At 68.7% G+C, this 24,970-nt stretch carries 23 protein-coding genes; 8 read left to right on the top strand and 15 right to left on the bottom strand.

Annotated elements, in window-relative coordinates; all coding sequences use genetic code 11:
* The first annotated feature begins 32 nt into the window (after positions 1-32).
* From BLP88_RS09295 to BLP88_RS09285, 3 genes are all read left to right on the top strand, one after another.
* Positions 33-1,307, top strand: coding sequence for a LuxR C-terminal-related transcriptional regulator (locus BLP88_RS09295; protein WP_074588640.1), 1,275 nt, complete (start codon positions 33-35; stop codon positions 1,305-1,307).
* Positions 1,308-1,377: 70 nt separating this feature from the next.
* Positions 1,378-3,594: a LuxR C-terminal-related transcriptional regulator gene (locus BLP88_RS09290; RefSeq protein WP_074588638.1), complete on the top strand. Its 2,217-nt coding sequence runs from the start codon at positions 1,378-1,380 to the stop codon at positions 3,592-3,594.
* 44 nt (positions 3,595-3,638) lie between these two features.
* Entirely contained in the window at positions 3,639-5,057 is a 1,419-nt protein-coding gene (locus tag BLP88_RS09285; protein ID WP_074588637.1) for an FAD-dependent monooxygenase, read from the top strand.
* Positions 5,058-5,062: 5 nt separating this feature from the next.
* Here BLP88_RS09285 and BLP88_RS09280 read toward each other — a convergent pair whose 3' ends face one another.
* Both BLP88_RS09280 and BLP88_RS09275 read right to left on the bottom strand, forming a co-directional pair.
* Complete coding sequence (locus BLP88_RS09280; protein WP_175453529.1) at positions 5,063-5,878, bottom strand: HAD family hydrolase; 816 nt, start codon at positions 5,876-5,878, stop codon at positions 5,063-5,065.
* Between the two features lie 30 nt (positions 5,879-5,908).
* A complete protein-coding gene (locus BLP88_RS09275) occupies positions 5,909-6,850 on the bottom strand; it encodes a carbohydrate kinase family protein (protein ID WP_074588634.1) in 942 nt (313 codons plus the stop codon).
* A gap of 179 nt (positions 6,851-7,029) precedes the next feature.
* On the opposite strand from BLP88_RS09275, the gene BLP88_RS09270 reads away from it, so the two are divergent.
* The gene (locus BLP88_RS09270; protein WP_074588632.1) at positions 7,030-7,884 is read left to right on the top strand and encodes a lipase family alpha/beta hydrolase; all 855 of its coding nucleotides are present in this window, start codon (positions 7,030-7,032) and stop codon (positions 7,882-7,884) included.
* 37 nt (positions 7,885-7,921) lie between these two features.
* On the opposite strand, the gene BLP88_RS09265 is transcribed toward BLP88_RS09270, so the two are convergent.
* The gene (locus BLP88_RS09265) at positions 7,922-8,740 is read right to left on the bottom strand and encodes an alpha/beta hydrolase (RefSeq protein WP_074588631.1); all 819 of its coding nucleotides are present in this window, start codon (positions 8,738-8,740) and stop codon (positions 7,922-7,924) included.
* Positions 8,741-8,878: 138 nt separating this feature from the next.
* Between BLP88_RS09265 and BLP88_RS09260 the strand changes: the two genes are divergently transcribed.
* The gene (locus BLP88_RS09260) at positions 8,879-9,985 is read left to right on the top strand and encodes a GTP pyrophosphokinase (protein ID WP_074588629.1); all 1,107 of its coding nucleotides are present in this window, start codon (positions 8,879-8,881) and stop codon (positions 9,983-9,985) included.
* 189 nt (positions 9,986-10,174) lie between these two features.
* On the opposite strand, the gene BLP88_RS09255 is transcribed toward BLP88_RS09260, so the two are convergent.
* The 12 genes from BLP88_RS09255 to BLP88_RS09200 all read right to left on the bottom strand — a co-directional run bounded on the left by BLP88_RS09255 (position 10,175) and on the right by BLP88_RS09200 (position 21,614).
* Positions 10,175-11,659, bottom strand: a complete 1,485-nt coding sequence (locus BLP88_RS09255) for an aldehyde dehydrogenase (NADP(+)) (RefSeq protein WP_074588628.1) — start codon at positions 11,657-11,659, stop codon at positions 10,175-10,177.
* A 139-nt stretch (positions 11,660-11,798) separates the two neighbouring features.
* Complete coding sequence (locus tag BLP88_RS09250; RefSeq protein ID WP_074588626.1) at positions 11,799-13,232, bottom strand: FAD/NAD(P)-dependent oxidoreductase; 1,434 nt, start codon at positions 13,230-13,232, stop codon at positions 11,799-11,801.
* Positions 13,229-13,480, bottom strand: a complete 252-nt coding sequence (locus BLP88_RS09245) for a (2Fe-2S)-binding protein (protein WP_175453528.1) — start codon at positions 13,478-13,480, stop codon at positions 13,229-13,231. Before BLP88_RS09245 ends, BLP88_RS09250 begins: the two co-directional genes overlap by 4 nt.
* Complete coding sequence (locus tag BLP88_RS09240; RefSeq protein WP_074588625.1) at positions 13,477-14,673, bottom strand: NAD(P)/FAD-dependent oxidoreductase; 1,197 nt, start codon at positions 14,671-14,673, stop codon at positions 13,477-13,479. Before BLP88_RS09240 ends, BLP88_RS09245 begins: the two co-directional genes overlap by 4 nt.
* A gap of 5 nt (positions 14,674-14,678) precedes the next feature.
* Complete coding sequence (locus tag BLP88_RS09235; protein ID WP_074588624.1) at positions 14,679-15,398, bottom strand: GntR family transcriptional regulator; 720 nt, start codon at positions 15,396-15,398, stop codon at positions 14,679-14,681.
* On the bottom strand, positions 15,395-16,342 hold the full coding sequence (locus BLP88_RS09230) for an ornithine cyclodeaminase family protein (RefSeq protein ID WP_074588622.1): 948 nt from the start codon (positions 16,340-16,342) through the stop codon (positions 15,395-15,397). The genes BLP88_RS09235 and BLP88_RS09230 overlap by 4 nt, the downstream gene beginning before the upstream one ends.
* Positions 16,339-17,340, bottom strand: a complete 1,002-nt coding sequence (locus BLP88_RS09225; RefSeq protein WP_074588621.1) for a proline racemase family protein — start codon at positions 17,338-17,340, stop codon at positions 16,339-16,341. The genes BLP88_RS09230 and BLP88_RS09225 overlap by 4 nt, the downstream gene beginning before the upstream one ends.
* A gap of 198 nt (positions 17,341-17,538) precedes the next feature.
* Complete coding sequence (locus BLP88_RS09220; RefSeq protein WP_074588620.1) at positions 17,539-18,444, bottom strand: dihydrodipicolinate synthase family protein; 906 nt, start codon at positions 18,442-18,444, stop codon at positions 17,539-17,541.
* Between the two features lie 166 nt (positions 18,445-18,610).
* Entirely contained in the window at positions 18,611-19,483 is an 873-nt protein-coding gene (locus BLP88_RS09215; protein ID WP_074588619.1) for a substrate-binding periplasmic protein, read from the bottom strand.
* Between the two features lie 49 nt (positions 19,484-19,532).
* On the bottom strand, positions 19,533-20,186 hold the full coding sequence (locus BLP88_RS09210) for an amino acid ABC transporter permease (RefSeq protein ID WP_074588617.1): 654 nt from the start codon (positions 20,184-20,186) through the stop codon (positions 19,533-19,535).
* Positions 20,183-20,827 (bottom strand): amino acid ABC transporter permease, encoded by a 645-nt coding sequence (locus BLP88_RS09205; protein WP_074588616.1) that lies wholly within the window; start codon positions 20,825-20,827, stop codon positions 20,183-20,185. Before BLP88_RS09205 ends, BLP88_RS09210 begins: the two co-directional genes overlap by 4 nt.
* Position 20,828: 1 nt before the next feature.
* Positions 20,829-21,614 (bottom strand): amino acid ABC transporter ATP-binding protein, encoded by a 786-nt coding sequence (locus BLP88_RS09200; RefSeq protein WP_074588615.1) that lies wholly within the window; start codon positions 21,612-21,614, stop codon positions 20,829-20,831.
* Positions 21,615-21,809: 195 nt separating this feature from the next.
* Between BLP88_RS09200 and BLP88_RS09195 the strand changes: the two genes are divergently transcribed.
* The 3 genes from BLP88_RS09195 to BLP88_RS09185 all read left to right on the top strand — a co-directional run bounded on the left by BLP88_RS09195 (position 21,810) and on the right by BLP88_RS09185 (position 24,954).
* Positions 21,810-22,835 (top strand): LacI family DNA-binding transcriptional regulator, encoded by a 1,026-nt coding sequence (locus tag BLP88_RS09195; protein ID WP_074588614.1) that lies wholly within the window; start codon positions 21,810-21,812, stop codon positions 22,833-22,835.
* Between the two features lie 35 nt (positions 22,836-22,870).
* Complete coding sequence (locus BLP88_RS09190) at positions 22,871-23,869, top strand: aldo/keto reductase family protein (RefSeq protein WP_074588612.1); 999 nt, start codon at positions 22,871-22,873, stop codon at positions 23,867-23,869.
* Between the two features lie 101 nt (positions 23,870-23,970).
* The gene (locus tag BLP88_RS09185) at positions 23,971-24,954 is read left to right on the top strand and encodes a bile acid:sodium symporter family protein (RefSeq protein WP_074588611.1); all 984 of its coding nucleotides are present in this window, start codon (positions 23,971-23,973) and stop codon (positions 24,952-24,954) included.
* The last annotated feature ends 16 nt before the right edge of the window (positions 24,955-24,970 follow it).

Raw genomic sequence — 24,970 nt, 5'->3', positions numbered from 1 at the left:
GCGCGGGGCTCTGGACGCGATATCGTTGCCGAATGACTTCAGCGCAGAATGCCCTGCTTGATGCCGTCGCGGCCCTTGTCAACGCCCCGCTCATGAGCATCGCGGAACGGCTGCGCGAGGCCGTCCTGCCCTATGTGGGCAACAGCGCTCTCATCATCTTCACCGAGGACTGCACGGGCAGGCCCCAGAAGAAGGCGGGCGCCGAGGCCATCATCAGCAGCGTCTCCGTGCCCGAACTGGACCAGCTGCGCGCACGCGTGCCGGAACACGGGCACTGGGAAGGCGCCGCGACGATTGCCGGCGCGGAGCACCCGGTCCTTGCCCTTCCCTCGGAGACCAACGCCCTGCTCACCCTGACCTCCCCGCAGCTCCCATCGGAGCCGGAGGAGCGCGCGGAGGCGCTTCGGATGCTCGGCTACCTGTGGGGGCTCGCGGCCCTGCGAATCAAGGAAAAGGTGGCTGACGCGCCGCCGTCGTACTTGCTGGAATCCCGGGCCGCCTCCGCCGAGCGGCTACGGGTCACCGCCGAACTCGTGGACCGGCACTCGACCACGCTGGAAACCCTCTTGGCCGCGCTGCGGTCGCAGAGCCTGGACGACCGCGCGGCACGGCGGAACGTCACCGACCTCGCGGTGAAGGCGCTCGTGGAGCTGCGCACGGTCAGCGACCGCACCACGGACCTCGTGGAGGAACCGGTGGCCACGGCCTTCGAACGGCTCCGCGAGGACCTGCGCCCGCTGATGCATTTCAGCGGGATCGACGTGCAGTTCATCGAGCCGCCGGTGAACGGACGCGCGTTGCCGGGCGAGGTGGCCCACGCGGCGCGGGCGATCGTGCGCGGCCTGGTGCTGGCCATCGTGGAACAGCCGGAGGTACGCCGGGTGCGCGCCCAGTGGGACTGCGATGGCGCGAATCTGCTCATCAACGTGCGCGACGACGGCCAGGGCGAGCTTTCCGCGGACTCGCCCAACATCGCCCGGCTCAACGCGAGGGTGGCCGCGCTGAAGGGCCGGATGAGCGTGGAGGTCATGGCAGGCTGGGGTGCCGACGTACAGGTGACCCTGCCGCTGGACCCGCCGTCCGCTCCCGTGGCCGACGCCGTCGGCTGGGGCTTGGCGGAACGCGAACTGGAGGTGCTCCAGCTCCTGGCCGCCGGGCAGCGCAACCGCGCCATTTCAGGGCAGCTGTTCATCAGCGAGAACACCGTTAAATTCCACCTGCGGAATATTTTCCGGAAGCTGGGGGTGAGCTCGCGCACAGAGGCGATTGCACTGGCGCACAGCCACGGGATGCGGGCACAGGTCTAAGGCGCACAGTTCCGTTCGCTGAATGCCTGAACGGCGGTAACGTTGTGAGCGTCAAGGGTCGGAGGACGGCATGCGCAGCAGTGTCCGGATACCGCGCCCCATCAGCAGCTTCATCGGCCGCGGGGACGCGATCACATCGCTTGCCCGGCTGCTTGGAGAGCACCGGCTCGTCACGCTGACCGGTCCGGGCGGCAGCGGCAAGACGCGCCTGAGCATCGAGCTCGCCTGGCAGTTACACGAGAACTATCCCGACGGCGTCACGTTCGTTCCGCTCGCACCGATCCGGGACCCCGCGCTGCTGCCGTCGACGATTGCGCAGCGGCTTGGCCTGCAGGATTCCCGCGGCCGTCCGCTGACCGAACATCTTGCCGATTACCTCGGCGGCCGGACACTATTGCTGGTGCTCGACAACTTCGAGCACCTGCTTGGCGGGGCCGGCATGGTTGCCGATCTCCTGGGCGGCGGCGGGGACTCACGGCTCATCGTCACCAGCCGCGCACCGCTGCGCATCTCCGGCGAGCAGTCGTTCCCCGTCCCGCCGCTGCCGCCTGAATCGGACGGCGTTCACCTCTTCGCCGCGAGGGCGCAAGCCCAAGCGCCGGATTTCGTGCTCGACGAATCGAACCAGGCGGCCGTGACCGGCATCGTGCGCAGGCTTGACGGCCTGCCGCTGGCCATCGAGCTCGCTGCCGCCCGCGTCCGGGTCCTGCCCCCGCAAAGCCTGCTGAGCCGGCTGGACCATTCCCTCTCGCTCCTGGTGGATGGGAACCGCGACCTGCCGGACCGCCAACAAACCCTGCGCTCGACCATCGCGTGGAGCTACGAGCTGCTCAGCCCGGCGGCACAACGACTTTTCGCCATCTTCTCCGCGTTCCGGGGCGGGGCCGGGTTGGGCGAGCTCGAAGCCGTCTCCCGCGCACGGGACGTCGTCGAGGCGGTCACGGAGTTGGTTGACCAGAACCTGCTCCGGGCGCAGGCCGGCCTGCCGCGCTACACCATGCTGGAAACGGTCCGCGAATTTGCTGCGGAACGACTTGTCGAACTGCCGGATTCCGACCCTATCCGCGCCGGCCATGCGGCACTGTTCAGCGCCCGCGTTGAACCCTTGGACCGGCCACCAATCTGGCAGTCGAACGAATTCCTGGCCGGGCTGGACCTCGACCATGACAACATACGCGCCGCCCTCGATTGGTTCGAGACGAACGATCCTCCGGCAGCGCTGCACATGGCAGCCAAGCTGTCGGCCTTCTGGTCCATTCGCGGGCACTTCACTGAGGGCCGGCGCCGGCTGGAACGTGCCCTTGAACTTGTCCCGGAAGAATCGCCGGACCGGGTAGCTGCGCGCAACGGCCTGGGCTGGCTCGCGGCCGACCAAGGCGAACGCCAATCCACCTACGAGCTGTACACCGAAGCCATTGCGGCCGCACGCTCGATCGGCGACCGCATAGGCGAAGGCACCGCGTTGTTTTCGCGCGGCCGAATACTGCTTTCCGGCACGGAAGTCCCGCGCGGGCTGGAGAACATCACCGCCGCGCAGGCCATCTTCCAGGAAGCGGGCGACGAGAAGGGCGTCGCAGCAACCTTGCTCCTGCAGGGGGCGGGCGGGCTGTTCACGGCCGAACTTGACCTTGCCTGCGCACGCCTTGAACTCGCCGTCGAATACTGCGAACGGCTCGGCCTCACAACGATGCGCGCCCGGGCACTGCAGCTGATGGGGATCGCGCGCCTGCGCACCGGCAGGATTGCTGACGGTCGCGCGGCGCTGGCCGAAGGGATTCCCGTGGTCTTCGAGAGCGGGGACCGGTTTGGTATCGCGATCGGGCTCGGCGCGCTCACCGTTCTTGCTGTGAGGACCTCCCGGCCGAGGCTGGCGCTGCGGCTCCTCGGCGTCCGCGACGAGTTCGAGCGGGTGAACCAGGTGCGACAGCCGGAGCCGATACGCCGCTATGCAGATGAGGTCCTCGCCCCGGCACGCGCCAGGCTCGGTCCCTCGGCCGAACTGATCCGGGCGGAAGGCCGGGCGATGGGCCTGGACGCGGCAATGGCAGCCGCATTGTCCGAAGCATCGGACAAGCCCTGGGGTGATTCGCTGACCGCGCGCGAAACCGAGGTGGCGCAGCTCGTGGCCACAGGCCTGACGAACCGGCAGATTTCGGAGCGCTTGTTCGTCTCGGTGCGCACGGTGGAGACCCACGTCGACCGGGCGTTGACGAAACTCGGCTTCAAAACGCGCAGCCAGCTCACCGCATGGGTCCACTTGCACGGACTTCTCGCCGAGAATACGTAGTCCTACGGACGTGGCGGTTGCTGCTTCCCGCGCATTGTTGGGTCATGAACACAACAACGGACTGCGATGTACTGGTTGTAGGTGCCGGTCCCACCGGCCTCACGCTTGCGATTACCCTGCTCGCCCGTGGAGTACGGACGCGCGTCATCGACAGGGACCCGGGCCTGCCGAAGCTGAGCCGAGCGATCGGCTTCCAGGCACGCACGCTTGAAACGCTCGACATGATGGGCATCGCCGGCCGCTTCCTGGCGCGCGGGCATCCCGTGCGGGGAGTCAGCGTCTACATTGGCGGCCGCCGCCATCTCGGCATCGACCTGTCCTACTGCGATTCGGAATACAAGTTCATCCTGGGCCTGCCACAGAACAAGGCCGAGGATCTCCTGCGGGAGAGGCTCGCGGAACTTGGCGGCACGGTGGAATCAGGAATCGAACTCCTTGACTTCGAACAGGGCGCCGATGGCGTCACTGCCCTGACCCGCAGTCCGGACGGGACCGAGCAATATCTCCGGGCCGGCTACCTCGTTGGTTGCGACGGCGCCCACAGCAAGGTCCGCAACGTCCTGGACGTCCCGTTCGTCGGGCAGCCCTACCCGTGGGACTGGTTACTGGCTGATACGGAACTCGACTGGGACGGCGCCGCAGACCAGGTGCACACCTTCTGGGGAGTGGACGGCCAGCCTGTGGCCTTCATTCCGATCGATGAGAAGCTGTGGCGTGTCTCGGTTCCCGTCCCGGGGCGCGGCGGGCAACCACCGACGCTGGAAGAAGTACAAGCACTCGTCGATGCCCGCGGTCCCGGCGGGATCCTGCTGCGCAACCCCGAGACACTCACCTGCTTCCGGTGCCAGATCCGCTCGACCGACGCCTACCGGCGCGGCAGGGTGTTCCTCGCCGGCGATGCGGCCCACATCCACGCACCGACCGGTGCGCAGGGGATGAACCTCGGCATCAACGACGCCGCGAATCTCGGCTGGAAACTCGACCATGTCATCCGCGGGCAGGCAGCCGATCCGCTGCTCGACAGCTACGGGTCCGAACGCGGTCCCGCGGCCCGGCAGGTGCTCGCCTTCAGTGACAACATGGTCAGGTTCGCGATGGAGAAGTCCTCGCTGAAGCGGTCCACCCGGATGATGCTCGTGCGGCTGCCGAAGGTACAACGGAGGATGGCGCAGCGCATTGCGCAGCTCACCGTCAGCTATGAGTCCAGCCCGATCACCCGCGGGCACCAGGTTGCCGGGCTGCCGCGGCCCGGTCAGCGCATGCCCAACGTCGTCGTCCGCGGCGGCACCTTGCACGAAGCGTTACGCGGTGGCGGGTACGTCCTGCTCGGCCCGGAAGACGGCATGGGCGGCTGGATTCTCGTGCGGCCGGACGGCTATATCGCTGCCGTGGCTTCAACTGGCGACCGCCGGTCACTCGACGACTTCCGGTCCGCCCTGGGTGCCTATCCGCTGAACGCCTGAGCGGCTCAGGCTCCCAGTTTCTCTTCGGCGAGCCGGGCCTCGATCACCTGGGCCACGCCGTCGTCGTCGAAATGCGGTGCCTGGTAGCCCGCCGCGGTGAGCGCTTCCGGGTGGCCGCTGGCCATCGCGTAGCCGTGGCCGGCCCAGCGCAGCATTTCGATGTCGTTGGGCATGTCCCCGAACGCCACGACGTCCGCGGCTTCGATCCCCAGGGAGGCTGCGTAGGCGGCGAGGGTGACGGCCTTGTTGACCCCGGGTGCGGACATTTCAAGCAGCGCAGTGCGCGGCGCCGAATGCGTGGTCTCCACGAGGTGCGCGACGACGGGTTGCACCTGCGCCAGGAAGGCGTCCGGGGTGCCGCTGTGGGTCACCGCCAGGAACTTCACGACGGCGTCCTCCGCCGTCAGGGTCTCGTGCAGCGGTGCGGGGGTGAACTCGGCGAGCAGTTCGCTGGTGGGATTCTCGATGAAACCGGGTTCCAGGTGGAACCCGGCGACGGTTTCGGCCGCGAACAGGGCATCAGGGCACAACTGCTTGATGAGCCTGCGGGCTTCCAGGACCGCCTCGAGTCCGATGGCCCGGGCGGAGAGCAGCCTGTCTTCGGCGAGGTCCCACAACACGGCACCGTTGGAGCAGATCACGGTGCCGCTGTGGCCCAGTTGTTCGCGGAGCGGGTAGAGCCAGCGCGGCGGCCGCCCGGTCACGAAGACCACCTCCACGCCGGCGTCGGCGCAGGCCTGGAAAGCGCGGACAGTGCGGGCGCTGATCCGGCCGTCGTGGCCGAGGATGGTGCCGTCGATGTCACTTGCTACAAGCCGCATCATGCCAGTCTACGGGCGGCGCGGGCCGGGTTACCCGCCTGCGTTCAGGGAGTTCAGTTCGGCGCGGGTGGGCGGGTTGGCGCCGGCGCGGGACACCGTCACCGCAGCGGCGGCGGCCGCGTGGACCAGGAGTTCCCGCAGGATCTCAGCCGGCAGCGCGCGGAGGTCTCCGCGGTTCTGGGCTCCGTCCAGGCCGCGGTCCACGATGCCGGAGAGCAGCGCCGCCATGAAGGAATCACCGGCACCGACAGTGTCCGCCACCTTCACTTTTGGCGTCGGGGCCTCGGCCTCACCGGCGGCGGTGATGCCCCAGGGTCCGGCCGCACCGCGGGTGACCACCACCATGGCCGGGCCTTCGTGGCCGCCCAGTGAGAGCCAGCGGCGCGCGGATTCGCGCACGTCTACGCCCGGGTAAAGCCATTCGAGATCCTCGTCCGAGGCTTTCACGACATCGGCCAGCGCCACGAAACGCTCGGTCTGCTCCCGCGCGAAGTCCTTGTCCGTGATGATGCTGGGCCGGCAGTTGGGGTCGAAGCTGATGGTGGTGTTCGGATGGGCGTGCTCGACGGCGGCAAGCACCTCGGACGCGCCCGGTTCCAGCATGGTGGCAATGGAACCCGTGTGCAGCAGGGAGGCACCCTGCAGCATGAACGGCAGGCGTTCGGCCAGGCCGGGCAGTTCCCAGCTGAGATCGAAGGTGTAGCGGGCCGCGCCGTCGTCGTCCACCACCGCGGTGGCCACGCTGCTCGGCTTGCCGTCGGGCGGGAACGGCACCAGGACCGAACTGGAGCGCAGGTGGGCCGCGATGGCGTCACCATAGGGGTCCTTGCCGAAGCGCCCGATGAACTGCACCGGATGCTCCAGCCGGGCCAATCCCACGGCCACATTCAGCGGGCTGCCGCCCACATGCGCCTCCTCGCCCGAGGAACGCCGGACCACGTCCACCAGGGCCTCACCAATCACTGTCAGCATGGGCAACACTCTGCCAGAGCGGCCATAGCCGGACCAGAGCCGGGCCACATTGCACGTTTTCCCAAATCCGCCACACATGATTGCACCGGCAAGTTACCCGCGGGTAACATTCTGAACCCTGGGGGATGTGATGCGCATCACCGATGCGTTGAAAACTTCTCATCGATTGGAACTGCCCTATGACAGTGCAAAAACGATCCGTCCTCACCGCGATTGCGGTGCTGGTGCTCTCGCTCTTCACCGGAGCCGGCGCGGCCTCGGCCGGCACCCTGGATGTCTCCCCGCCGGGAGCCAACGACTGGGGCTGCAAGCCCGCCGCCGCGCATCCCTACCCGGTGGTCCTGGTGCCGGGCACCTTCGAAAACATGGCCAAGAACTGGAGCACGCTTTCGCCGGTCCTGAAATCCGAGGGCTACTGCGTCTTCGCCCTGAACTACGGTGAGGCCAACGGAATCGACGCCTCCGGCCCGATCGCCGATTCCGCCAAGGAGCTTGCCTCGTTCGTGGACGCCGTCCTCGCCGCCACCCAGGCGCGGCAGGTGGACCTGGTGGGCCACAGCCAGGGCGGGATGATGCCCCGGTACTACATGGGCTTCCTGGGCGGAGCCAAGAAGGTCCACCACCTGGTGGGCATTTCGCCGTCGAACCACGGCACGGAGGGCCTCATCCTTCCTCCGCCGGAAGATGCCCCATCCCAGATGCAGCTCTTCGAACCCTTCTGCCAGGCATGCGCCGACCAAGAGGCGGGCTCGGCTTTCCTGACCGGGCTCAACTCGATCGGCGACACCGTGAAGGGTCCGGCGTACACCGTCATTTCCACCGTCCATGACGAGGTGGTGACGCCGTATCAGAGCCAGTTCCTGTCCGGCAGCGCCGAACAGGTCACCAACATCACCCTTCAAAACCGGTGCCCCCTGGACCTGTTCGAGCACGACCAGACACCCAATGATCCGGTGGTGCACCAGTGGGTGTTGAATGCCCTGAAGCAAGCGAGCGGACCCGCCGATCCTGGCTTCCGCCCGGTCTGCCTGTAGGCCGCCTGACTGTAGGCGGCTCGACCCAGGGCGGCGGCTAGCTCAGCAGGCGCTGCACCAGTTCGCGGCACTTCTTGTACGCAGCCGCACGCGGGTCGATCAGGTCGAAGTGGTTGCCCGGAACCTTGAGCAGCTGCGCCGCCCCACCGGCCGCGATGGAGGCGTTGACGTACCCCTCGGAGAGGGTGGCCGGGACGTCTTCGTCCTCCATTGCGTGCACGGCGTACACAGGAACACTCAACGGCAGGCATTTCATGGGATCGGCGTAAATATGCCGCTTCGGGTATCTAACCGAGTCGCCACCCATCAGGTTGTCCACCGCGCCGTTGCTGAGGTTGAGGCGCTCGGCCTCGGCCAGGTTCAGCACCCCGGACTGGCTGACAACGCCGCTGAGCTGCACCGCGGCGTCGTCTCCGTTGCGCACCAGCTGCCGGTCGGCGTCGGGGGTTCCGATCTTGTCCAGTTTCCGGCGCCCGGCTGCCCACACGGCAAGATGGCCGCCGGCCGAATGGCCAAGGGCCACCACCTTGCCAAGGTCCAGCCCGTGTTCCGGGGCCACCTCCTTGAGGTGGTCGATGCCGCTGAGCACGTCCTCGAAGGTGTGCGGCCAGCCGCCGCCGTTGCCGGCCCGCCGGTATTCGAGGTTCCAGGCGGCGATGCCGTGCGCGGCGAGGTCCCGCGCGAGCGGTTCGCCCAGTTCTGCGCCGTATTGGGACCGCCAGTATCCTCCGTGGATCACCACCGCGATGCCTTTGATGGCGGGGTGGTGACCGTTGGACCCGTGGGCGGGTTCCGGCAGGAAAAGCTCGGCCCATTGGCTGGGGTGATCGCCGTAGTGGTACTTCTGCCGCTTCACTGCGCGCCTCCTTTGCGGCTTCCCTGGTTCACGAACCTTTCAAGAGCCTACAGCCCCTTCGCACCGGCGCCGGGGGCCGCCGCGCGGGCGGGCCGCCACCCGGATCCCGTGTCAGTGCCGCCCCGTAAGCTTGGAAACATGGCTAGCAATTGGGAGAGGCTGGATCCGCAGCTGCGCGAATCGGTGCAGGCGAACGTCGAGATTTACCAGCGGGTGCGCCCGGCGCTGAAGCTCGTCACGCGCGACGTGCTGCTCACGCTGCGGGACATGCTGAAGAACAGTGACTCCGTGCCGCTGTTCGTTACGGGCCGCACCAAGACGGTGGACTCGTTCCGGGAAAAGATCTCCCGCACGGACGAACCCCTGGAACCGGGCGGGCCGCGGCCCCTGAAGTTCCCGGACCCGTTCCGGACCCTCAATGACATGGTGGGCATCCGCGTGATCACCAAGCTGCCCGCGGAAAACGCCGCGGTGGCCAACCTCATCAAGCGCCAGCGCCAGCTGTTCGACTGTCGCGGCGACCGCGAGAAGGACATCGGCTCCATCGAGTCCGGAACGTACGGCTATTCCAGCCGGCACCTGATCCTGCGCACCATCCAGAACGAGTCCGTGAAGGCCTACCAGCAGATCTTCAACCCGGACCTTCCGGCCAACGGCAGCTACTTCTTCGAATGCCAGATCCGAACGGTGTTCGCGCACGCCTGGAGCGAGATCGAGCACGACATCCGCTTCAAGGCCGAAGACCCCCGCGCCTGGACTCCGCATTTCGACCGCCAGTTCACCGCCACCGCGGCCATGCTGGAAACGGTCGAGGGCGCGTTCGCGGACCTGAACGAACGGTACGCGGAAGTCCGCGGCTACTGGGACCTGGAAGGAGAAGGGTCCACGCCGCTGACCCCCAACCGGGTGCGGGACGTCTGGCGCACCCTGCTGCCGCACGTTGACCGTAAAGTTGATGATGACTGGGGCTGGGCCGCGGAGCTTCTCGCGGCGCACGGGCTGAAGAAGACCGTGGAGCTGGCCGGGCTGCTCAGCGCGAACCGCATCACCGAGGTCCGCAAGGCCCTGGACCACCGCTACTCCCCCGGCCCGGACCGGCTGCTGGATGACCTCCTGCTCTGGGAGTACGGCACCCGGCACATCGACCTCACCGCCGAGGCGCCCGACGCCGTCCCGCACCCGCGGCGGGACAGCCTCCAGCGGCGGCTCAAACAGATTGAGCGTTACCGCCAGACTTCAAGTTAGGACCCCCTCAACGCGGCGAGCACCCGCACGCGCGGGCGGCTGGCAGGGAACTCGGACCCGGTCCCGCCAGCCGCCCGTGCGGCCCGCTTGCTACGACGCGAGCCGCTCGCTGCGCACCGGTTTCCATCCCCCTGCCGGGGCACCGCGGCGCGCAGCGAGCGCGTGTAGGGATGCACGGGGTTCGCGAGCCTACCCCTCCCGCCGGCCGTCCACCAGGCGCGGCACGGCCAGCGGGTTATCCTCGCGCACGGCTTCGGGCAGCAAGTGCTGCGGGAAGCCCTGGTACGCCACGGGTCGCAGGAAGCGTTCGATCGCGGCGGTGCCCACGGAGGTGCTGCCGGCCGCCGTCGTGGCCGGGTACGGTCCGCCGTGCTGCTGCGCGTAGGTGACCGAAACGCCGGTGGGCCACTGGTTCCAGAGCACGCGTCCGGCCTTGCGGGCCAGGACCTCGACGAGCCCGGCCACCTGGCAGGTATCGGTGCCGTGGATCGTGGCGGTCAGCTGCCCCTCGAAAGTCTCCGCGATCTCCGCGAGCCGGGACTCGTCGTCGTACGCCACCACGACGGCGGTGGGTCCGAAGCATTCGGCCTGAAGCGCGTGCGGCTCGGCGAGCATGTCCGCGGCGCTGGTGAGCAGCAACGTCGGGGCGGGCGGATCGGCCAGCGGCTCCTCGCCCTGGGCAAGGACCTCGAGGCGCGGATTGGCCTGCAGCTCCTGGAGGACCTCGGCGTAGCCGGACTGGATGCGGCTGTTCAGCAGCGGAGCGGCACCCGGCAGCGCGGCGCCGCGCAGGGCCTCGACCATGGCCGAGGACGCGGGTACGAACAAGGTGCCCGGCTTCGTGCAGAACTGCCCGGCGCCCATGGTGAAGGAAGCCACGAAGGCCTCGGCGATCTCGGCACCGCGTTCGGCCGCGGCAGCCTCGGTGACGAAGACGGGGTTGTTGCTGCCCAGTTCCCCGAAGAACGGGATGGGCTCGGGGCGGGAGCTGGCGATGTCGAACAGGGCGCGGCCGCCCGGGATGGAACCGGTGAAGGCTCCGGCCTTGATGCGCGGATCCTTCAGCGCAGCGGCTCCGGCCGCGGTTCCGGTGATCAGCGCGAAGGTCCCCTCCGGTGCCCCGGCAGCGGCCAGGGCTGAAACCACGACGGCGGCCGTCGCCTTGGAGAGCTCCGGGTGCCCTGAGTGCGCCTTGAGGATCACGGGGTTGCCCGCGGCGAGCGCCGAGGCGGTGTCGCCGCCAGCCACGGAAAAGGCGAAGGGGAAGTTGCTCGCGGCAAAGACCACCACGGGGCCCACGGGCACCTTGAGGCGGCGCAGTTCCGGGCGGGGTGCGCCCATGGGCCAGTCGGGGTCGGCGTGGTCGATGCGGGCGTCCAGGTAGCCGCCGTCGCGCAGCACCTCGCCGAAGAGCCGCAGTTGGAAGGTGGTGCGCTTCTGTTCGCCGTGCAGGCGTGCCTCGGCGAGCCGGGTTTCCTGCCGCGCCAGCGGAACCAACTCGTCCGCGGCGGCATCGAGGGCGTCCGCGACGGCGTCCAGCAGGGCGGCGCGTTCGGCCGGGCGGAGGGTGGCCAGGGGTGCCGCGGCGGCGTGGGCGGCGGCGAGGTGCTGTTCGAGTTCGGCGTCGGTGGTACCGGCAGCGGCGCCGGTGGTGCTCTGGGTGATCGCGGTCATCGCGGTCTCCTTCCGTTGAGGTCTTGGTACTGGGTCATGAGCGGGGTCGCGGGAACGCTGCGGGATCGCTGGAACGTTCCGGCGATTTGGCAGCTCTCCGGCGAATTCGAGGGTTTGGCAGCGAGGTTAGCCGGCATGGTTAGCCATCGAGGGCAGCCAGTTCGCCGATGCCCACGGGTGCGGCGAGGGGGCGCTTGGCACTTCCGGCGAGGGATCCGGCGCCGGGCGCTTCTCCGGGACCGGCGCCGAGGCAGGCGGCCGCGAAGCCGCAGACCCGGCCTTGGCACCAGCCCATCCCCGCGCGGGTGAAGGACTTGAGGCTGCGGACGTCGCGGGCGCCCAGGTCCTCCCGGGCTTCTGTGATATCACCGGCGGTGACTTCCTCGCAGCGGCACACGGTGGTGTCCGGGGTGAGCCAGTCCTGCCAGGCAGCGGGCACGGGATGCGCCTGATGCATGGCCTGCGCGAAGCGGCGGTGCCGGGCGATCGCCGCCGGCGGCTTCACGGGGACACCCGGGTCCGGCCGGGCGGCCGCGGCTCCGGCGGCGAGGCCTTCCAGGACGGCAAGGGTGGCGCCCCCGACGCCGGTCACCTCACCCGCCAGGTACAGCCCGGGCACGCTGGACTGCTGGCGGTCGTCGACGACGCCGACCAGAGAGCCGTCGGCGTCCAGCCGGGTTTCGACGCCGAGGGAAACGGGCAATTCCATCTGCGGGGTGAAGCCCCAGCCGAAACCCACCACGTCCACGTCCCCGTAGACCCGTTCGGTACCGGGGCGGACCCGGCCGGCGGGGTCGACGCGCGCCGTGCGCACACCGCTAGCCCGATCCGAACCAAGCACCTCGGTGACGATGCTCCGCGTGCGGTATGGAATCCGGTGCCGGGCGAACGCGGCCGCGTACTCGGCGCCTTCCAGGGCCTTCCCGGGCACACCGGACGCGGCGGCCAGGTGCGGCAGCCAGGCCGACGGCGCGGAGGACTCCAGCACGGCCAGCACCTTCCCGCCCGCTTCGGCGATACCCGCGGCCACGGGCAGCAGGAACGGCCCGGTGCCCGCGATGACGAAACGCTTGCCCGGCAGCACGCCGTTGGCCTTGATGAAAGCCTGGATGCCGCCGGCCGCCAGGACGCCGGGCAGGTCCCAGCCGGGAACGGGCAGTTGGCGGTCGTAGCCGCCGGGGCACAGGACCAGGCGGTCCGCCGTGACAGTCACGGGTGCGGCGCCCGCGGAGGCGACGGCCGGCGTCGTCCGCAGCACGAAGCCGTCCTCGGAGCGCTCAGCCATCCAAACCTGCAGCCCGGGCAGGTACGTGATCCGCCCGGCGTGCTGCGCGGCATCGAAACGCGCCCGCAGGTCCAAATAAGTGTTCCAGCCGTGGTGGCCGTGGCCGTCCGCCTGGACATCGGCAGCTTGGCGCTGGACGGTCTCGGGTGCGTGCCGCCAAAACTGGCCGCCCGGCTGGTTTCCGGCGTCGACGACGGCGACCCTCGCACCCGCTTCGGCGGCCGCCACCGCTGCGGCGAGCCCGGCGGGACCGGCACCGACGACGGCGACATCAACAGTGACGCTCATGAGCCCTCCACCTCCATGCCCTCGCAGACCTCCACGAGGCAGGCGCGCTGGTTCGTCTCGCCGTCCACCGTCACCAGGCAGTCGAAGCAGACGCCGATGCCGCAGAACAGGCCGCGGGGCCTGCCGCCTTTGCGGGTGCTGCGCCAGGCGGTGACGCCCTGGGAAGCGAGGGCCGCGCCGACGCTCTGGCCGGCTGCGGCCGTGAGCGGGCGGCCGTCGAAAGTGATGGTGACAGGCTGCGGGTTCATGCCGTGGCCTCCTCTCGGGATGCTGTTTGGGGACGTGCCTCGCCGAAGCGTGCGGGCGCAAAGGGCGTGAGGTCCAGGTCCGGGGTGAGCCCGGCGAGCGCCTGGGCCAGGAGCTTGCCCGTTCCGGCGGAGAGGCCGATGCCCGCACCCTCGTGGCCGGCGGCGTGCCAGAGCCCGGGGGCGCGGTCGTCGTGGCCGATCACGGGCAGGTGGTCCGGGCAGTAGGGGCGGAAGCCGTGGTAGTGCCGGATGGCTTTGACCCGTTCCAGGAAGGGGAAGAGCGCGGTGGCGTTGCGGGCCAGGAGGCCGAGGGCGGCGGTGCTGACGGTGCGGTCGAAGCCGACGCGTTCGCGGGTGGAGCCAATGAGGATGGTGCCGCTGGGCGTGCCTTCCACCACGGGCGAAGCCTGCAGCCCGGCGTCGGAGCTGCCCACGTTGTCGATGTATTCGGCGGCGTAGACCTTGTGGTGGACCATGGGCGGCAGCGGTTCGGTGACCATCACGAAGCCGCGCCGCGGCAGGACGGGGACCTCGACGCCGGCCATCGCCGCGAGCTCGCCGGCCCAGGTTCCGGTGCAGTTCACCACGGCTCCGGCGGGGAAATCGCCGCGCGGGGTGCGGACGCCGGTGACCCGGCCGCCGTCGCGCATAAAGCCAGTGACTGGAGTGTCGGCGATGAAGCGGGCGCCGGCCTCGGTGGCGAGCCGCACGAGGTGGGCCGCCACGAGCATGGGCTGAACCTGGCAGTCCTCGCGGTAGCTGGCACCGCCCAGGGCTTCGGGGGAAATGTGGGGTTCGGCTTCGCGGAGAGCGGCCTGGTCCAGTTCCTCGACGTCCACGCCGAAGCCCTTCTGGACCGCCATCACCCGGTTCAGGGAGGCGAGGCTGCTTTCGCGGGAGGCCACGATGATCCCGCCCTTGGATTCGAACTCCCAGAGTTTCTTGTGCTCGGCGAGGTCGTTGTGCCACACGCCCAGGGAGTACCGGGTGAGTTCGAGTTCGGGGCCGAGTTCCTTGTCCGAGACGAGGATGTTGCCTTCGCAGGCGGAGGAGGTGCCGCTGGCCGGGAGGCCCTTGTCCAGGACCGTGACGCTCAGGCCCTGTTGTGCGGCGAAATAGGCGGTGGCGGCCCCGATGACGCCGGCGCCCATGACCAGGACATCGCTGCCCCGGGGGCCATTTCCAAAGTTCATGTCTGTTACTCCAGGGGTGGGGTTTCGTCCTCGCCGGTGGCCCAGAGCCCGCGCGCGTGGCCGATATGACGGCGCATGAGTTCGCGGGCTGCGGCCCCGTCTCCGGAGGCAAGGAGGTCCAGCAGTTCGTGGTGTTCCTGGGCCGAGTTGGCCAGGCGGTTGTTGTCGCTGAGGATCTTCAGCCCGTACATGCGGGTGCGGGTGCGCAGGCTGGTGGCCAGCTCCACGAGCTGCTTGTTGCCCGAATACTCGAGCAGTTCGGCATGGAAGTCGCGGTCGGCGGCCAGATAGGCCGCCAGGTCGCCTTCGCGGGCGGCGTCCACGATGTCCTCGGCCAGTTTGTGCAGGCGGCCCATGTCGCCTTCGGGGATGGCCCCGGCGATGTCGGCCATCACCGGGGGCTCCAGCAGCAGGCGGATCTCGGTGATCTCGTCCAGTTCACGGTCGCTCATGCTGGTGACCCGGAAGCCCTTGTTCTTGACGGTTTCCACCAGGCCTTCGCGGGCCAGGTCCATCATGGCCTCGCGCACGGGCGTGGCCGAGACACCGAAGGCCGCGCCCAGCGCCGGAGCCGAGTACAGGGTCCCCTCCTCCAGCGTGCCGGCGATGATCGCGGCACGCAGCGACTCGGTGACCGACTCGCGCAGGCTGCGCTGGCGGCCGAGCGGGGCGATGGGGAGCTGGTTGTTGGCAGGCACGGTGAGCACTCCTTGGGCGGGCGTCATTCTCTGGTGCCTCCTTCATACACCACGGCCGCCGTCACGAGGTCCTCCCAGGCCATGCCCACCCCGGCGTACAGGCAGGGCTTCCCGGGCGTGCGTTCCAGCTTGCCGGCCACGAGTTCCTGCAGGTTCAGCGGGTGGATGCTTGCCCATTCCTCCGCGCTCCGCGCCGGGATGAGGTCCCCCGCTTCGCGCAGCGCCGAGGCGCGGCCTTCCACCACGACGTCGGAGCGCAGTACCAGCGCCGCGTCCACTTCGCGGGCGTCCAGTCCGTGCTGCCCGACGGCGGCGACCACCGCGCCTTCCGCCACCATCCCGCCGTCGAACAAGGGCGTGCGGGAGGAGGTGGCGCAGAGGATGACATCCGCCTCCGGGACGTCCGCGGTGCTGCCGGCCCGGACCTCGATGCCTTCCGCGGCGAGCGTTCCGATCAGCGACTGCACCCTTTCCGGACGTTGCCCGACGACGGCGAAGCGCGCCCCGGGCAGCACGGCGTGCGCCGCGCGGAGGTGGTTGAGCGCCTGGATGCCCGCGCCGAAGACGAGGACCTGGGGGTCTTCTTTGGTTTCGCGTTCCGGGGCGGCGGCGAGGATGTGCTTGACCGCCATGAGGGTGGTGGCCGGGGTGCGGATGGCCGTGAGTTCGGTGCCGTCCATGGTGGCCAGCGGGGCCAGCGTGTCCGAGTCGATCAGCAGGTAGATGCCCTGGATCTTCTCGAGCCCGCGGGCCGGGTTGCCCGGGGCGACGGTGAGTGCCTTGACGCCTGAATAGCTCACACCCTGTGCCGGCATGAGCAGGAACTCCCCACCCGGCGCCGGGCTGAACAGCCGGGGGCTGTCCAACTCCGGATCCACCCCGTCGGCGAGCGCGCGCTCCAGGGCCGCGACCGCCGTCGGCCACGGGGCGGCGGCACGCACCGCCGCGGCGTCGAAATAGGGCAGGCTCACAGCAGGAAGCCTTCCGGGAAGGGATCCGTGGGATCCAGGAAGTACTGCGCGGTGCCGGTCAGCCACGCGCGCCCGGTCACGGTGGGGACGACGGCGGGCCGGCCGCCCACCTCGGCTTCCTCCACCAAGCGCCCGATGAAGCGGGAACCGATGTAGGACTCATTGACGAAATCGGTGTCCAGGGCCAGTTCGCCGCGGGCGTGCAGCTGCGCCATCCGGGCGCTGGTGCCGGTGCCGCAGGGTGAGCGGTCGAACCAGCCCGGGTGGATCGCCATCGCGTGCCGGGAGTGCCTGGCCGTGGAGCCGGGCGCCTTCAGGTACACGTGGTGGCAGCCGCGGATGTCCTCCCGATCCGGGTGGACGGGCTCGTCCTTGGCGTTGATGGCATCCATGATGGCCAGGCCGGCCTTGAGCAGATCGTCCTTGCGTTCCCGCTCGAACGGCAGACCCAGGCTGTCCAGGTCCACCACGGCGTAGAAGTTTCCGCCGAAGGCGAGGTCATAGCCGACCGTGCCGTAGCCGGGAACCTCCACCTCGGCGTCGAGCCGGTCCACGAACGAGGGCACGTTGCGGATGGTCACGGATTCGGCGTGGCCGTCCTTCACCGCGACCTCGGCGATCACCAGGCCGGCCGGGGTGTCCAGCCGCACCGTGGTGACCGGCTCCACGACCTCCACCATGCCGGTCTCCACCAGCACGGTGGCCACGCCGATGGTGCCGTGGCCGCACATCGGCAGCAGGCCGGACACCTCGATGTACAGCACGCCGTAGTCCGCGTCCGGCCGGGTGGGCGGCTGCAGGATGGCCCCGCTCATGGACGCGTGGCCGCGCGGCTCGGTCATCAGGAGGGTGCGGATCCAGTCGCTGTGTTCCATGAACCACAGGCGGCGCTCCGCCATGGTGGCGCCGGGGATCGTCCCGATGCCGCCGGTGATCACGCGCGTGGGCATGCCCTCCGTGTGGGAGTCCACGGCGTGAAAGATGCGGCTGGTTCTCATGTGCTCTCTCCTTAAGCTTTGTGGCTGGGTTGGGCGGGATTTCGGCCCTCCGGCGTCGCTTAGACACGGCCGAAAGGCGCTTCTTCAGTCGCTGAGCGACCTCCGTCGCGCGTTCGGCCGCGATGCGCTCCTTTCCGGAGAACCGAAATCCCGTTCTGGTGCCTCACCTCTGCGGGCAATGCAGCACCAGCCTTTTGTTTATTTGTAGCCCTTGGCGAGGGCTGCTTCCGTGTCCCTGGTTACTGCTGCGTGGGCTTCGGCCGTCAGGGGGCCGCGCGGGGGGCGGCAGGCTCCTCCTCGCAGGCCCACGATGTCCATGGACAGCTTGATGGACTGGACGAACTCGGTCTTGCTGTCCCAGCGGAGCAGGGAGTGCAGGTCCGTGTAGATTTCGCGGGCGCGGGCCAGGTCCGCCACGTCGCCGGAGGTGGAGAGGCGGTACAGCTCCAGTGTGGACTCCGGGATGGCGTTCGGGTAGCCGGCCACCCAGCCCACGGCACCTGCCAGGCCCATTTCGACGACGGTGTCGTCCGTGCCGATGATCAGGTCCACCTCCGGGGCGAGTTCCTTGATCTCGTAGGCGCGGCGGACGTCGCCGGTGAATTCCTTGACGCCCACAATCAGGCCTTCGCCGTGCAGGCGGGCGATCAGCTGCGGGGTCAGGTCCACCTTGGTGTCGATCGGGTTGTTGTAGGCCACGATCGGCAGGCCGACGGCGGCGACACGGCGGTAGTGCTCCACCACCTCGTCGTCGTTGGCGCGGTAGGCGTTCGGCGGCAGGAGCATCAGGGAGGACGCGCCGGCTTCGGCAGCCTGCTCCGCCCAGTTCACGGACTGCAGGGCGCTGTAGGCACCCACACCGGCCATCACGGTGAAGCCCTCGGGGGCTGCCTCAACCGCCGTCGAAATAACGCGGCCGCGTTCCTCTTCGCTGAGGGTCTGGTACTCGCCCAGGGAGCCGTTGGGAGCCACGCCGTCACAGCCGGCGTTCGCCAGGAAGCGGACGTGCTCGGCGTAGGCGTCGAAGTCCACACTGAAGTCTTCATTGAAGGGCAGCGCGGTGGCGACGTGTACGCCGTGCCAGGGCTTGCGGGTCTCGGTCATGATCGGTTCCTTTCTTCAGGCACACTAGGCGCCAGTTATCGTGCTGCCGTGAAGTTCCTCACAGCAAATTTACCATGTGACATTGCACAGGTGGAATAAGGGGATGCCGGGCCGTAGCCCGGCATCCGGGGTTCGCAGGCGGGGTCGCCGCCCGCAAAGGGCGGGTTCAGCTCGCGGGAACCACGTACTGCTTCTCGGCGACCTTCCCAAGTCCTTCGGAGAGGCCCGCGTCCGTGAGCAGCTTGGCAATGGTGCCGTCTTCGCGCTGGGCTTCAATGCCGGCGTCGAGCGCTTCCTTCAGGCTGGTGTTGCCCTTGGTCATCGGGAACGCTGCCTCGGGCGCCTGCGTGATCGCGCCGACGCGCGGGTCCGGCTTTTCGTTGGACAGGGCGACCGTGACTCCGGCGGCGTCCTTGAACTGGAGGACCTGCACGCCGTAAGCGTCGACGTCGGCGTCCAGGCGTCCGGCGTCGAAGTCCGCCTTCAGCTCGACGCTGGACGGGTAGGTGACCAGCTTGTCGCCGAGGATCTTGCGGAGGTCCTCCACCCAGAGGTAGCCGTCGATGGTACCCACTTTCTTCATCTTCTCCAGCTCGGCCACAGTGGTGGCGCCGGTCTTGGAGGCAATGCCCATGCCGTCCAGGTAGGTGGAGGCGGAGAAGTCCACGGCCTTCAGGCGCTTCTCGGTGGCGTCGATGGTACCCAGGGCGAGGTCGATGTTGCCGCCGGAGATGGACTGCACGGCGTCGGCGTAGGTGGCCTGCTGGTAGACGGGCTCGAGGCACTCGTCCTTGGCGATCTTGTTGACGATCGCGATGTCGATGCCGTTGGGCTTGCCGCTGTTGTAGCTGCTGAACGGCGGGATGTCGATGACGCCGATGGTCAGCTTGCCCTGGGCGACGGTCTGGATTCCCTGATGCTTGGGCGTGCAGTTGGAGTTGCTGGCGGTCGAGGACCCGCCGCAGGCGGTCAGGCCCAGCCCGGCGGCGAGGACGACGGCGGCGAGCGCCCCGGTGGTCTTGAGCTTGTGCATGGTCATTTCTTTCCTCCTGTTGATTGGGGGATGCGTGGGGATGTGCGGAAAAGGGTCAGGTATGGCGGGCCAGGCGTTTTTCGAAGTACACGGTGATCCACGTGGCCGGCATGGAGATGGCCGCGTAGCAGATGCCCGCGAGGGCGAAGATCTGCAGGTAGTTGAAGTCCTGCGAACCGATGTTGTACGCGGACTTCATCAATTCCGGCACGGCGATGGCGTAGGCCAGGGAGGTCCCCTGGAACATCTGGATGGCCACGCCCATCAGGCCCGGAATGGCAGAGCGCATGCCCTGCGGCATGATCACCCGGAAGAAGGTGTGCCCGCGGGACAGGCCCAGGGCGGCCGAGGCCTCGTGCTGGCCGCGGGCCACGGACTGCATTCCGGCCCGCATGATCTCCGAGGAGTACGCCGCGGAATTCCAGATCAGCGCCAGGCAGGCCGCGGTGATGCTTTCGAAGGCGATGCCGAACTTCGGCAGCCCGTAATAGAACAGGTACAGGATCACCAGGGCGGGGGCGCCGCGGCCGATTTCGACGACGGCCAGGCCCAGGGTGCGCACGGCCAGGTTGCGGTGCTGGACCATGACGCTGAGCACCAGGCCCAGCGGGTAGCCGGCCACGATCGAGACGCCGGCGATCATAAGGCTGACGCCGAGCCCGGACATCAGCTGCGGCAGGTAGCCTGCCCATTCGATCAGCCAGTTCATGCGTAGACCGCCTTCCTCATGCGGGCATCAAGGCTGCGGGACAGGTAGGCCACCGGCAGGCTCAACACGATGTACAGGATGCCGACCAGCACGTAGGGCAGGATGCCTTCCATGGTGGGGTGCTGCCGGGCGAAGGCCTGGGACTGGAACACCATCTCGGCGACGATGATCGTCGAAGCGATGGACGAGTCCTTCAGAAGGCCGGTGAGGTAGGTCGCAATGGACGGGGACACGATCCGGAAGGCCTGCGGCACCAGCACCCGCAGGAACGTGGTCCCACGGGACAGGCCGAGCGCATCCGCGGCCTCGTTCTGTCCGCGCGGCACCGATTCGAGGCCGCCGCGGTAGATCTCGGCCAGGTAGGCAATGGACACCACGCCCAGGCCCACGATCGCCGCGCCCACCGGGTTGAACTTGAAGGTGCCCACCTGGATGCCGAACTTCAGCAGGAACAGCCACACGATGATCGGCACGCCGCGCACCAGGTCCACGAAGAGCCGGCAGGCCAGGCGGACCACAATGTTCGACGACGACAGGCCCACCGCCAGCGGCACCGCACCGACGATGCCGATCGCGAAGGCGGACAGCGTCAGCACGATCGTCATGGGCAGCCCCTGCAGGACTGCGGAGAATGCGTCCATTTCAGCGCTCCAGCACGGCGCGCAGGAAGCGCCGGGTGCGGTCCTCCTGCGGGTCGCTCATGATGGCCCGCGGATCACCCTGCTCGATGATCTTGCAGTCGGCCATCACCACGAGGGTGTCCGAAACATCCCGGGCGAACTGCATCTCGTGGGTGACCACGATCATCGTCATCCCGTCGTCGGCCAGCTCGCGCATGACCGCCAGGACTTCCAGGCCCACCTCGGGGTCCAGGGCCGATGTCGGCTCGTCGAACAGCATGATGGAGGGATCCAGGGCCAGCGCCCGGGCGATGGCGATACGCTGCTGCTGCCCGCCGGAACACCGGCCGGGATGCTGGTGCGCCTTGTCCTTCAGGCCGACGCGCTCCAGGAGCTGCAGTGCGCGCTCGTCGGCCTCTTCCTTGCTGCGGCCGAGCACTTTCTGCTGCGGGAAGCTGATGTTCTTCAGGGCGGACATGTGCGGGAAAAGATTGAATGACTGGAACACCATGCCGACCGTGCGGCGCAGGGCCGCGAGGTCCTTGGCGTTGATCACCTTGCCGGGCTCGATGGTGTGGTGGTCCACCTGGATGGTTCCGGAGTCGGGCCGCTCCAGCAGGTTGATGCACCGCAGGAAGGTGCTCTTGCCGGCACCCGAGGGGCCGATCAACGCCGTCACCGTGCCCGGTTCGACGTTCAGCGACACATCGTCGATCACCAGATGGTCGCCGTAACGCTTGGAGATGTTGTCCAGCCTGATGCCGGTACGGGGCGCGAGCTTGCCGTTCGCGATTTCTGAAAGGGTCATAACGCTCTTCCATGTGGGGAAACAGGTGAAAACATCGTTCGCTGTGTTCGATGTCACATGATATGTGCAATGGTACATGACACATTTGGAGCTGGGAAGACCCAACTTTTCCGATGCTGTGAAACCGGGCCGCGAGTGGGTTTCATCTTTCGCAAGCGCTTGCAATCTTCGGCTAGAGTCCCTTAGCCTCGGAGCATGCCTTCTTCCGTCCAGAGCGTCGCCGACCGCGCCGGTGTATCCGTTTCCACGGTTTCCCGTGCCCTTCGCGGGGTTCCTGGCATCGCCGAGTCGACCCGCAAGCGCGTGCAAGAAGCTGCCGAAGAACTCGGCTACGTCGCCTCGCTGAGCGCCTCCCGGCTGGCGACGGGACGCACCCACACGGTCGCCGTCGTCGTACCGCTTCTCTCGAAATGGTTCTTCGCGGAGGTGATTGCCGCGGCCGGCCGGGTGCTGAGCCGTGCCGGCTACGACGTCCTGCTCACGGAGCTTTCCACGCCGGAACTGCGCAACGCGTTCTTCGCCGCGCCCCGCCTGCAGGGCCGCTCCGACGGTGCCCTGGTGCTCGCCCTGCAGCTCACCGCGGAAGAACTCGCGGCCCTCGAAGCGCAGGGCCAGGCGGTGGCCCTGGTCGGCTCGGAACGGGCGGGCGCGTCCTCGGTGTGCGTCGAGGACCGGGCCGGCGGGCGCGCGGCCACCCGGCACCTGATCAACCTCGGCCACGAGCGCATCGCCTTCCTCGGCATCCAGGAGGCACCCGGTTCCACCCTCGGCGGCGTGCCTCCCGCCGAACGCCTGCTCGGTTACCGCGACGCCCTCGCCGACGCCGGGATCAGCCCCGATCCGGGCCTGGAGTTCGGCGTCGGAAACACCGTGGACGCGGGATCCGCGGCCATGGCGACGGCGCTCACCATGGCGGAACCCCCGACGGCGGTGGTCGCCGCCTCGGACGAGCTCGCCTTCGGCGCCCTGGCCACCCTCCGCGGCGCCGGGCTGCAGGTGCCCGGGGATTTCTCGGTGGTCGGCTACGACAACCACGAACTCGCCGGATCGGTTGGCCTCACCACGATGGACCACGGCGTCGCCGAGCAGGGCCGCCTCGCCGCGGAAGCCCTCATCGCCACCCTCGACGGTGCGCCGGCCGCCGTCGAGCGCCTCCAGCCGAACCTCGTTGTGCGGGGTTCCACGGCCCCGCCCCGCCGCCTCCGCGCGGTGTCCCCCTAAATCCGTCCCGCAACACCCCAGCGAACAGGAACCCCATGGAATACCGCAAGCTCGGAAACTCTGGCCTGTACGTGAGTGAAATCGCGTACGGCAACTGGACCACCCACGGCGAACAGATCGGCCAGGACGCCGCGAGCTCCTGCGTCCGCACCGCCCTGGACCTGGGCATCACCACCTTCGACACCGCGGACGCCTACGCCGGCACCCGCGCCGAATCCGCGCTCGGCGCAGCGCTCGACGGCGTGCGGCGCGAAGGCGTCGAAATCTTCACCAAGGTCTACTTCCCCACCGGCGAAGGCAGGAACGACCGCGGCCTGTCCCGCAAGCACATCATGGAATCCATCAACGGCTCTCTGGCCCGCCTCCGCACGGACTACGTGGACCTCTACCAGGCCCACCGCTACGACTACGAAACCCCGCTTGAGGAAACGATGCAGGCGTTCGCCGACGTGGTCCGGGCCGGCAAGGCGCTCTACATCGGTGTCTCCGAATGGACGCCGGACGAGATCCGCCGCGGCGCCGCCCTCGCCAAGGAGCTCGGCATCCAGCTCATCTCCAACCAGCCGCAGTACAACATGCTGTGGCGCGTGATCGAGCCCGAGGTGGTGCCGCTCAGCGAGGAACTGGGCCTCGGCCAGATCGTGTGGTCGCCTATTGCGCAGGGCGTACTGACCGGCAAGTACGTGCCGGGCGCGGGCGCACCGGCCGCGTCCCGCTTCTCGACGGACGGCGGCGGCGCGAAGACCGAGCACCGCTACATGCAGCCGGCCGTGCTCGAGCGCGTCCAGGAACTGAAGCCGCTCGCAGAGGAGGCCGGTCTGTCCATGGCCGCGTTCGCCGTCGCCTGGGTCCTGCAGAACAAGAACGTCTCCGCGGCGATCGTCGGCGCCTCGCGGCCCGAGCAGCTCAAGGACAACACCACGGCAGCCGGCGTCGTTCTCGAACCGGCGCTGCTGGACAAGATCGACGGCATCCTGGGCGACGTTGTCGAGCGCGATCCGGCGAAGGTGGAGTCCTTCCTCGAGCGGCCCTGAGGCCGCTGCCGTCGCACCGCCGGGGCGATATGTCTGACATATATGCCCGACGGCGGGTCACGGATTCGCAGCTCCCTCGCCTCGGCTGCCACGATGGAAAGATGCTTGAGGCAACAAACACCGCATCCGATTCAACCGTCGCGAACCCGGCCCTGGCCGCGGAAGCGAAGATCGCCCGGGTGGCGGTCACCGTCTTTCCGTTGCTCGTGGTGGTTGCGGGCGCGGCAGGCTTCCTGTCACACGGCGTCTTCAAGCCGCTGGCCCCGTCGGTGCCGTACCTGCTGGGCATCATCATGTTCTGCATGGGCCTGACCCTGACGCCGCCGGACTTCGCGTCCGTGGCGCGCCGGCCCTGGGCGGTGGCGCTGGGCATCGTGGCGCACTACGTGATCATGCCGGGCGCGGGCTGGCTGATCGCCGTCGCCCTCCAACTGCCGCCGGAGCTCGCGGTGGGCCTGATCCTGGTGGGCTGCGCGCCGTCGGGCACCGCGTCCAACGTGATGGCCTTCCTCGCCAAGGGCGACGTGGCCCTGTCCGTCGCCGTCGCCTCCGTGTCCACGCTGATTGCCCCACTGGTGACGCCGGCCCTGACGCTGCTGTTGGCCGGGTCCTTCCTGCACATCGACGCCGGCGCCATGGTGCTGGACATCGTCAAGACCGTGCTGCTTCCGGTGGTCGCCGGCCTGCTGGCGCGCCTGTTCCTCAAGAACCTCGTCGCCAAGGTGCTGCCGGCACTCCCCTGGGCGTCCGCCGTCGTGATCTCCGTGATCGTTGCGGTGGTGGTGGCGGGAAGTGCCAGCAAGATCGTCGCCGCCGGCGGCATCGTGTTCCTGGCCGTGGTGCTGCACAACGGTTTCGGCCTGGGCCTTGGCTACCTGGCGGGCAAGGTGGGCCGCCTGGACGGCAAGGCCCGCCGAGCCTTGGCGTTCGAGGTCGGTATGCAGAACTCGGGCCTGGCAGCCACGCTTGCCACGGCACACTTCACGCCGCTCGCCGCCCTGCCCTCGGCCGTCTTCTCGGTGTGGCACAACATCTCCGGCGCGCTGGTGGCGGCGTGGCTGGCCCGGAAGCCGCTGCAGGACTGAGATTCCGGATGCGGAC

It is taken from the genome of Arthrobacter cupressi, assembly GCF_900099975.1.
GTDB lineage: Bacteria > Actinomycetota > Actinomycetes > Actinomycetales > Micrococcaceae > Arthrobacter > Arthrobacter cupressi.
Note: the sequence above shows the minus strand (reverse complement) of the source record. Positions and strands in the feature narration are given on the sequence as shown.

Bases quoted from the DNA above. Each gene is read 5' to 3' on its own strand.
- BLP88_RS09235 (WP_074588624.1), bottom strand. From the start codon at position 15,398: ATGACGCCCGCCCAAGGAGTGCTCACCGTGCCTGCCAACAACCAGCTC.
- BLP88_RS09290 (WP_074588638.1), top strand. From the start codon at position 1,378: ATGCGCAGCAGTGTCCGGATACCGCGCCCCATCAGCAGCTTCATCGGC.
- BLP88_RS09190 (WP_074588612.1), top strand. From the start codon at position 22,871: ATGGAATACCGCAAGCTCGGAAACTCTGGCCTGTACGTGAGTGAAATC.
- BLP88_RS09285 (WP_074588637.1), top strand. From the start codon at position 3,639: ATGAACACAACAACGGACTGCGATGTACTGGTTGTAGGTGCCGGTCCC.
- BLP88_RS09210 (WP_074588617.1), bottom strand. From the start codon at position 20,186: ATGAACTGGCTGATCGAATGGGCAGGCTACCTGCCGCAGCTGATGTCC.
- BLP88_RS09200 (WP_074588615.1), bottom strand. From the start codon at position 21,614: ATGACCCTTTCAGAAATCGCGAACGGCAAGCTCGCGCCCCGTACCGGC.
- BLP88_RS09280 (WP_175453529.1), bottom strand. From the start codon at position 5,878: ATGCGGCTTGTAGCAAGTGACATCGACGGCACCATCCTCGGCCACGAC.
- BLP88_RS09225 (WP_074588621.1), bottom strand. From the start codon at position 17,340: ATGAGAACCAGCCGCATCTTTCACGCCGTGGACTCCCACACGGAGGGC.
- BLP88_RS09220 (WP_074588620.1), bottom strand. From the start codon at position 18,444: ATGACCGAGACCCGCAAGCCCTGGCACGGCGTACACGTCGCCACCGCG.
- BLP88_RS09185 (WP_074588611.1), top strand. From the start codon at position 23,971: ATGCTTGAGGCAACAAACACCGCATCCGATTCAACCGTCGCGAACCCG.
- BLP88_RS09240 (WP_074588625.1), bottom strand. From the start codon at position 14,673: ATGAACTTTGGAAATGGCCCCCGGGGCAGCGATGTCCTGGTCATGGGC.
- BLP88_RS09295 (WP_074588640.1), top strand. From the start codon at position 33: ATGACTTCAGCGCAGAATGCCCTGCTTGATGCCGTCGCGGCCCTTGTC.
- BLP88_RS09215 (WP_074588619.1), bottom strand. From the start codon at position 19,483: ATGACCATGCACAAGCTCAAGACCACCGGGGCGCTCGCCGCCGTCGTC.
- BLP88_RS09275 (WP_074588634.1), bottom strand. From the start codon at position 6,850: ATGCTGACAGTGATTGGTGAGGCCCTGGTGGACGTGGTCCGGCGTTCC.
- BLP88_RS09205 (WP_074588616.1), bottom strand. From the start codon at position 20,827: ATGGACGCATTCTCCGCAGTCCTGCAGGGGCTGCCCATGACGATCGTG.
- BLP88_RS09260 (WP_074588629.1), top strand. From the start codon at position 8,879: ATGGCTAGCAATTGGGAGAGGCTGGATCCGCAGCTGCGCGAATCGGTG.
- BLP88_RS09255 (WP_074588628.1), bottom strand. From the start codon at position 11,659: ATGACCGCGATCACCCAGAGCACCACCGGCGCCGCTGCCGGTACCACC.
- BLP88_RS09270 (WP_074588632.1), top strand. From the start codon at position 7,030: ATGACAGTGCAAAAACGATCCGTCCTCACCGCGATTGCGGTGCTGGTG.
- BLP88_RS09245 (WP_175453528.1), bottom strand. From the start codon at position 13,480: ATGAACCCGCAGCCTGTCACCATCACTTTCGACGGCCGCCCGCTCACG.
- BLP88_RS09195 (WP_074588614.1), top strand. From the start codon at position 21,810: ATGCCTTCTTCCGTCCAGAGCGTCGCCGACCGCGCCGGTGTATCCGTT.
- BLP88_RS09250 (WP_074588626.1), bottom strand. From the start codon at position 13,232: ATGAGCGTCACTGTTGATGTCGCCGTCGTCGGTGCCGGTCCCGCCGGG.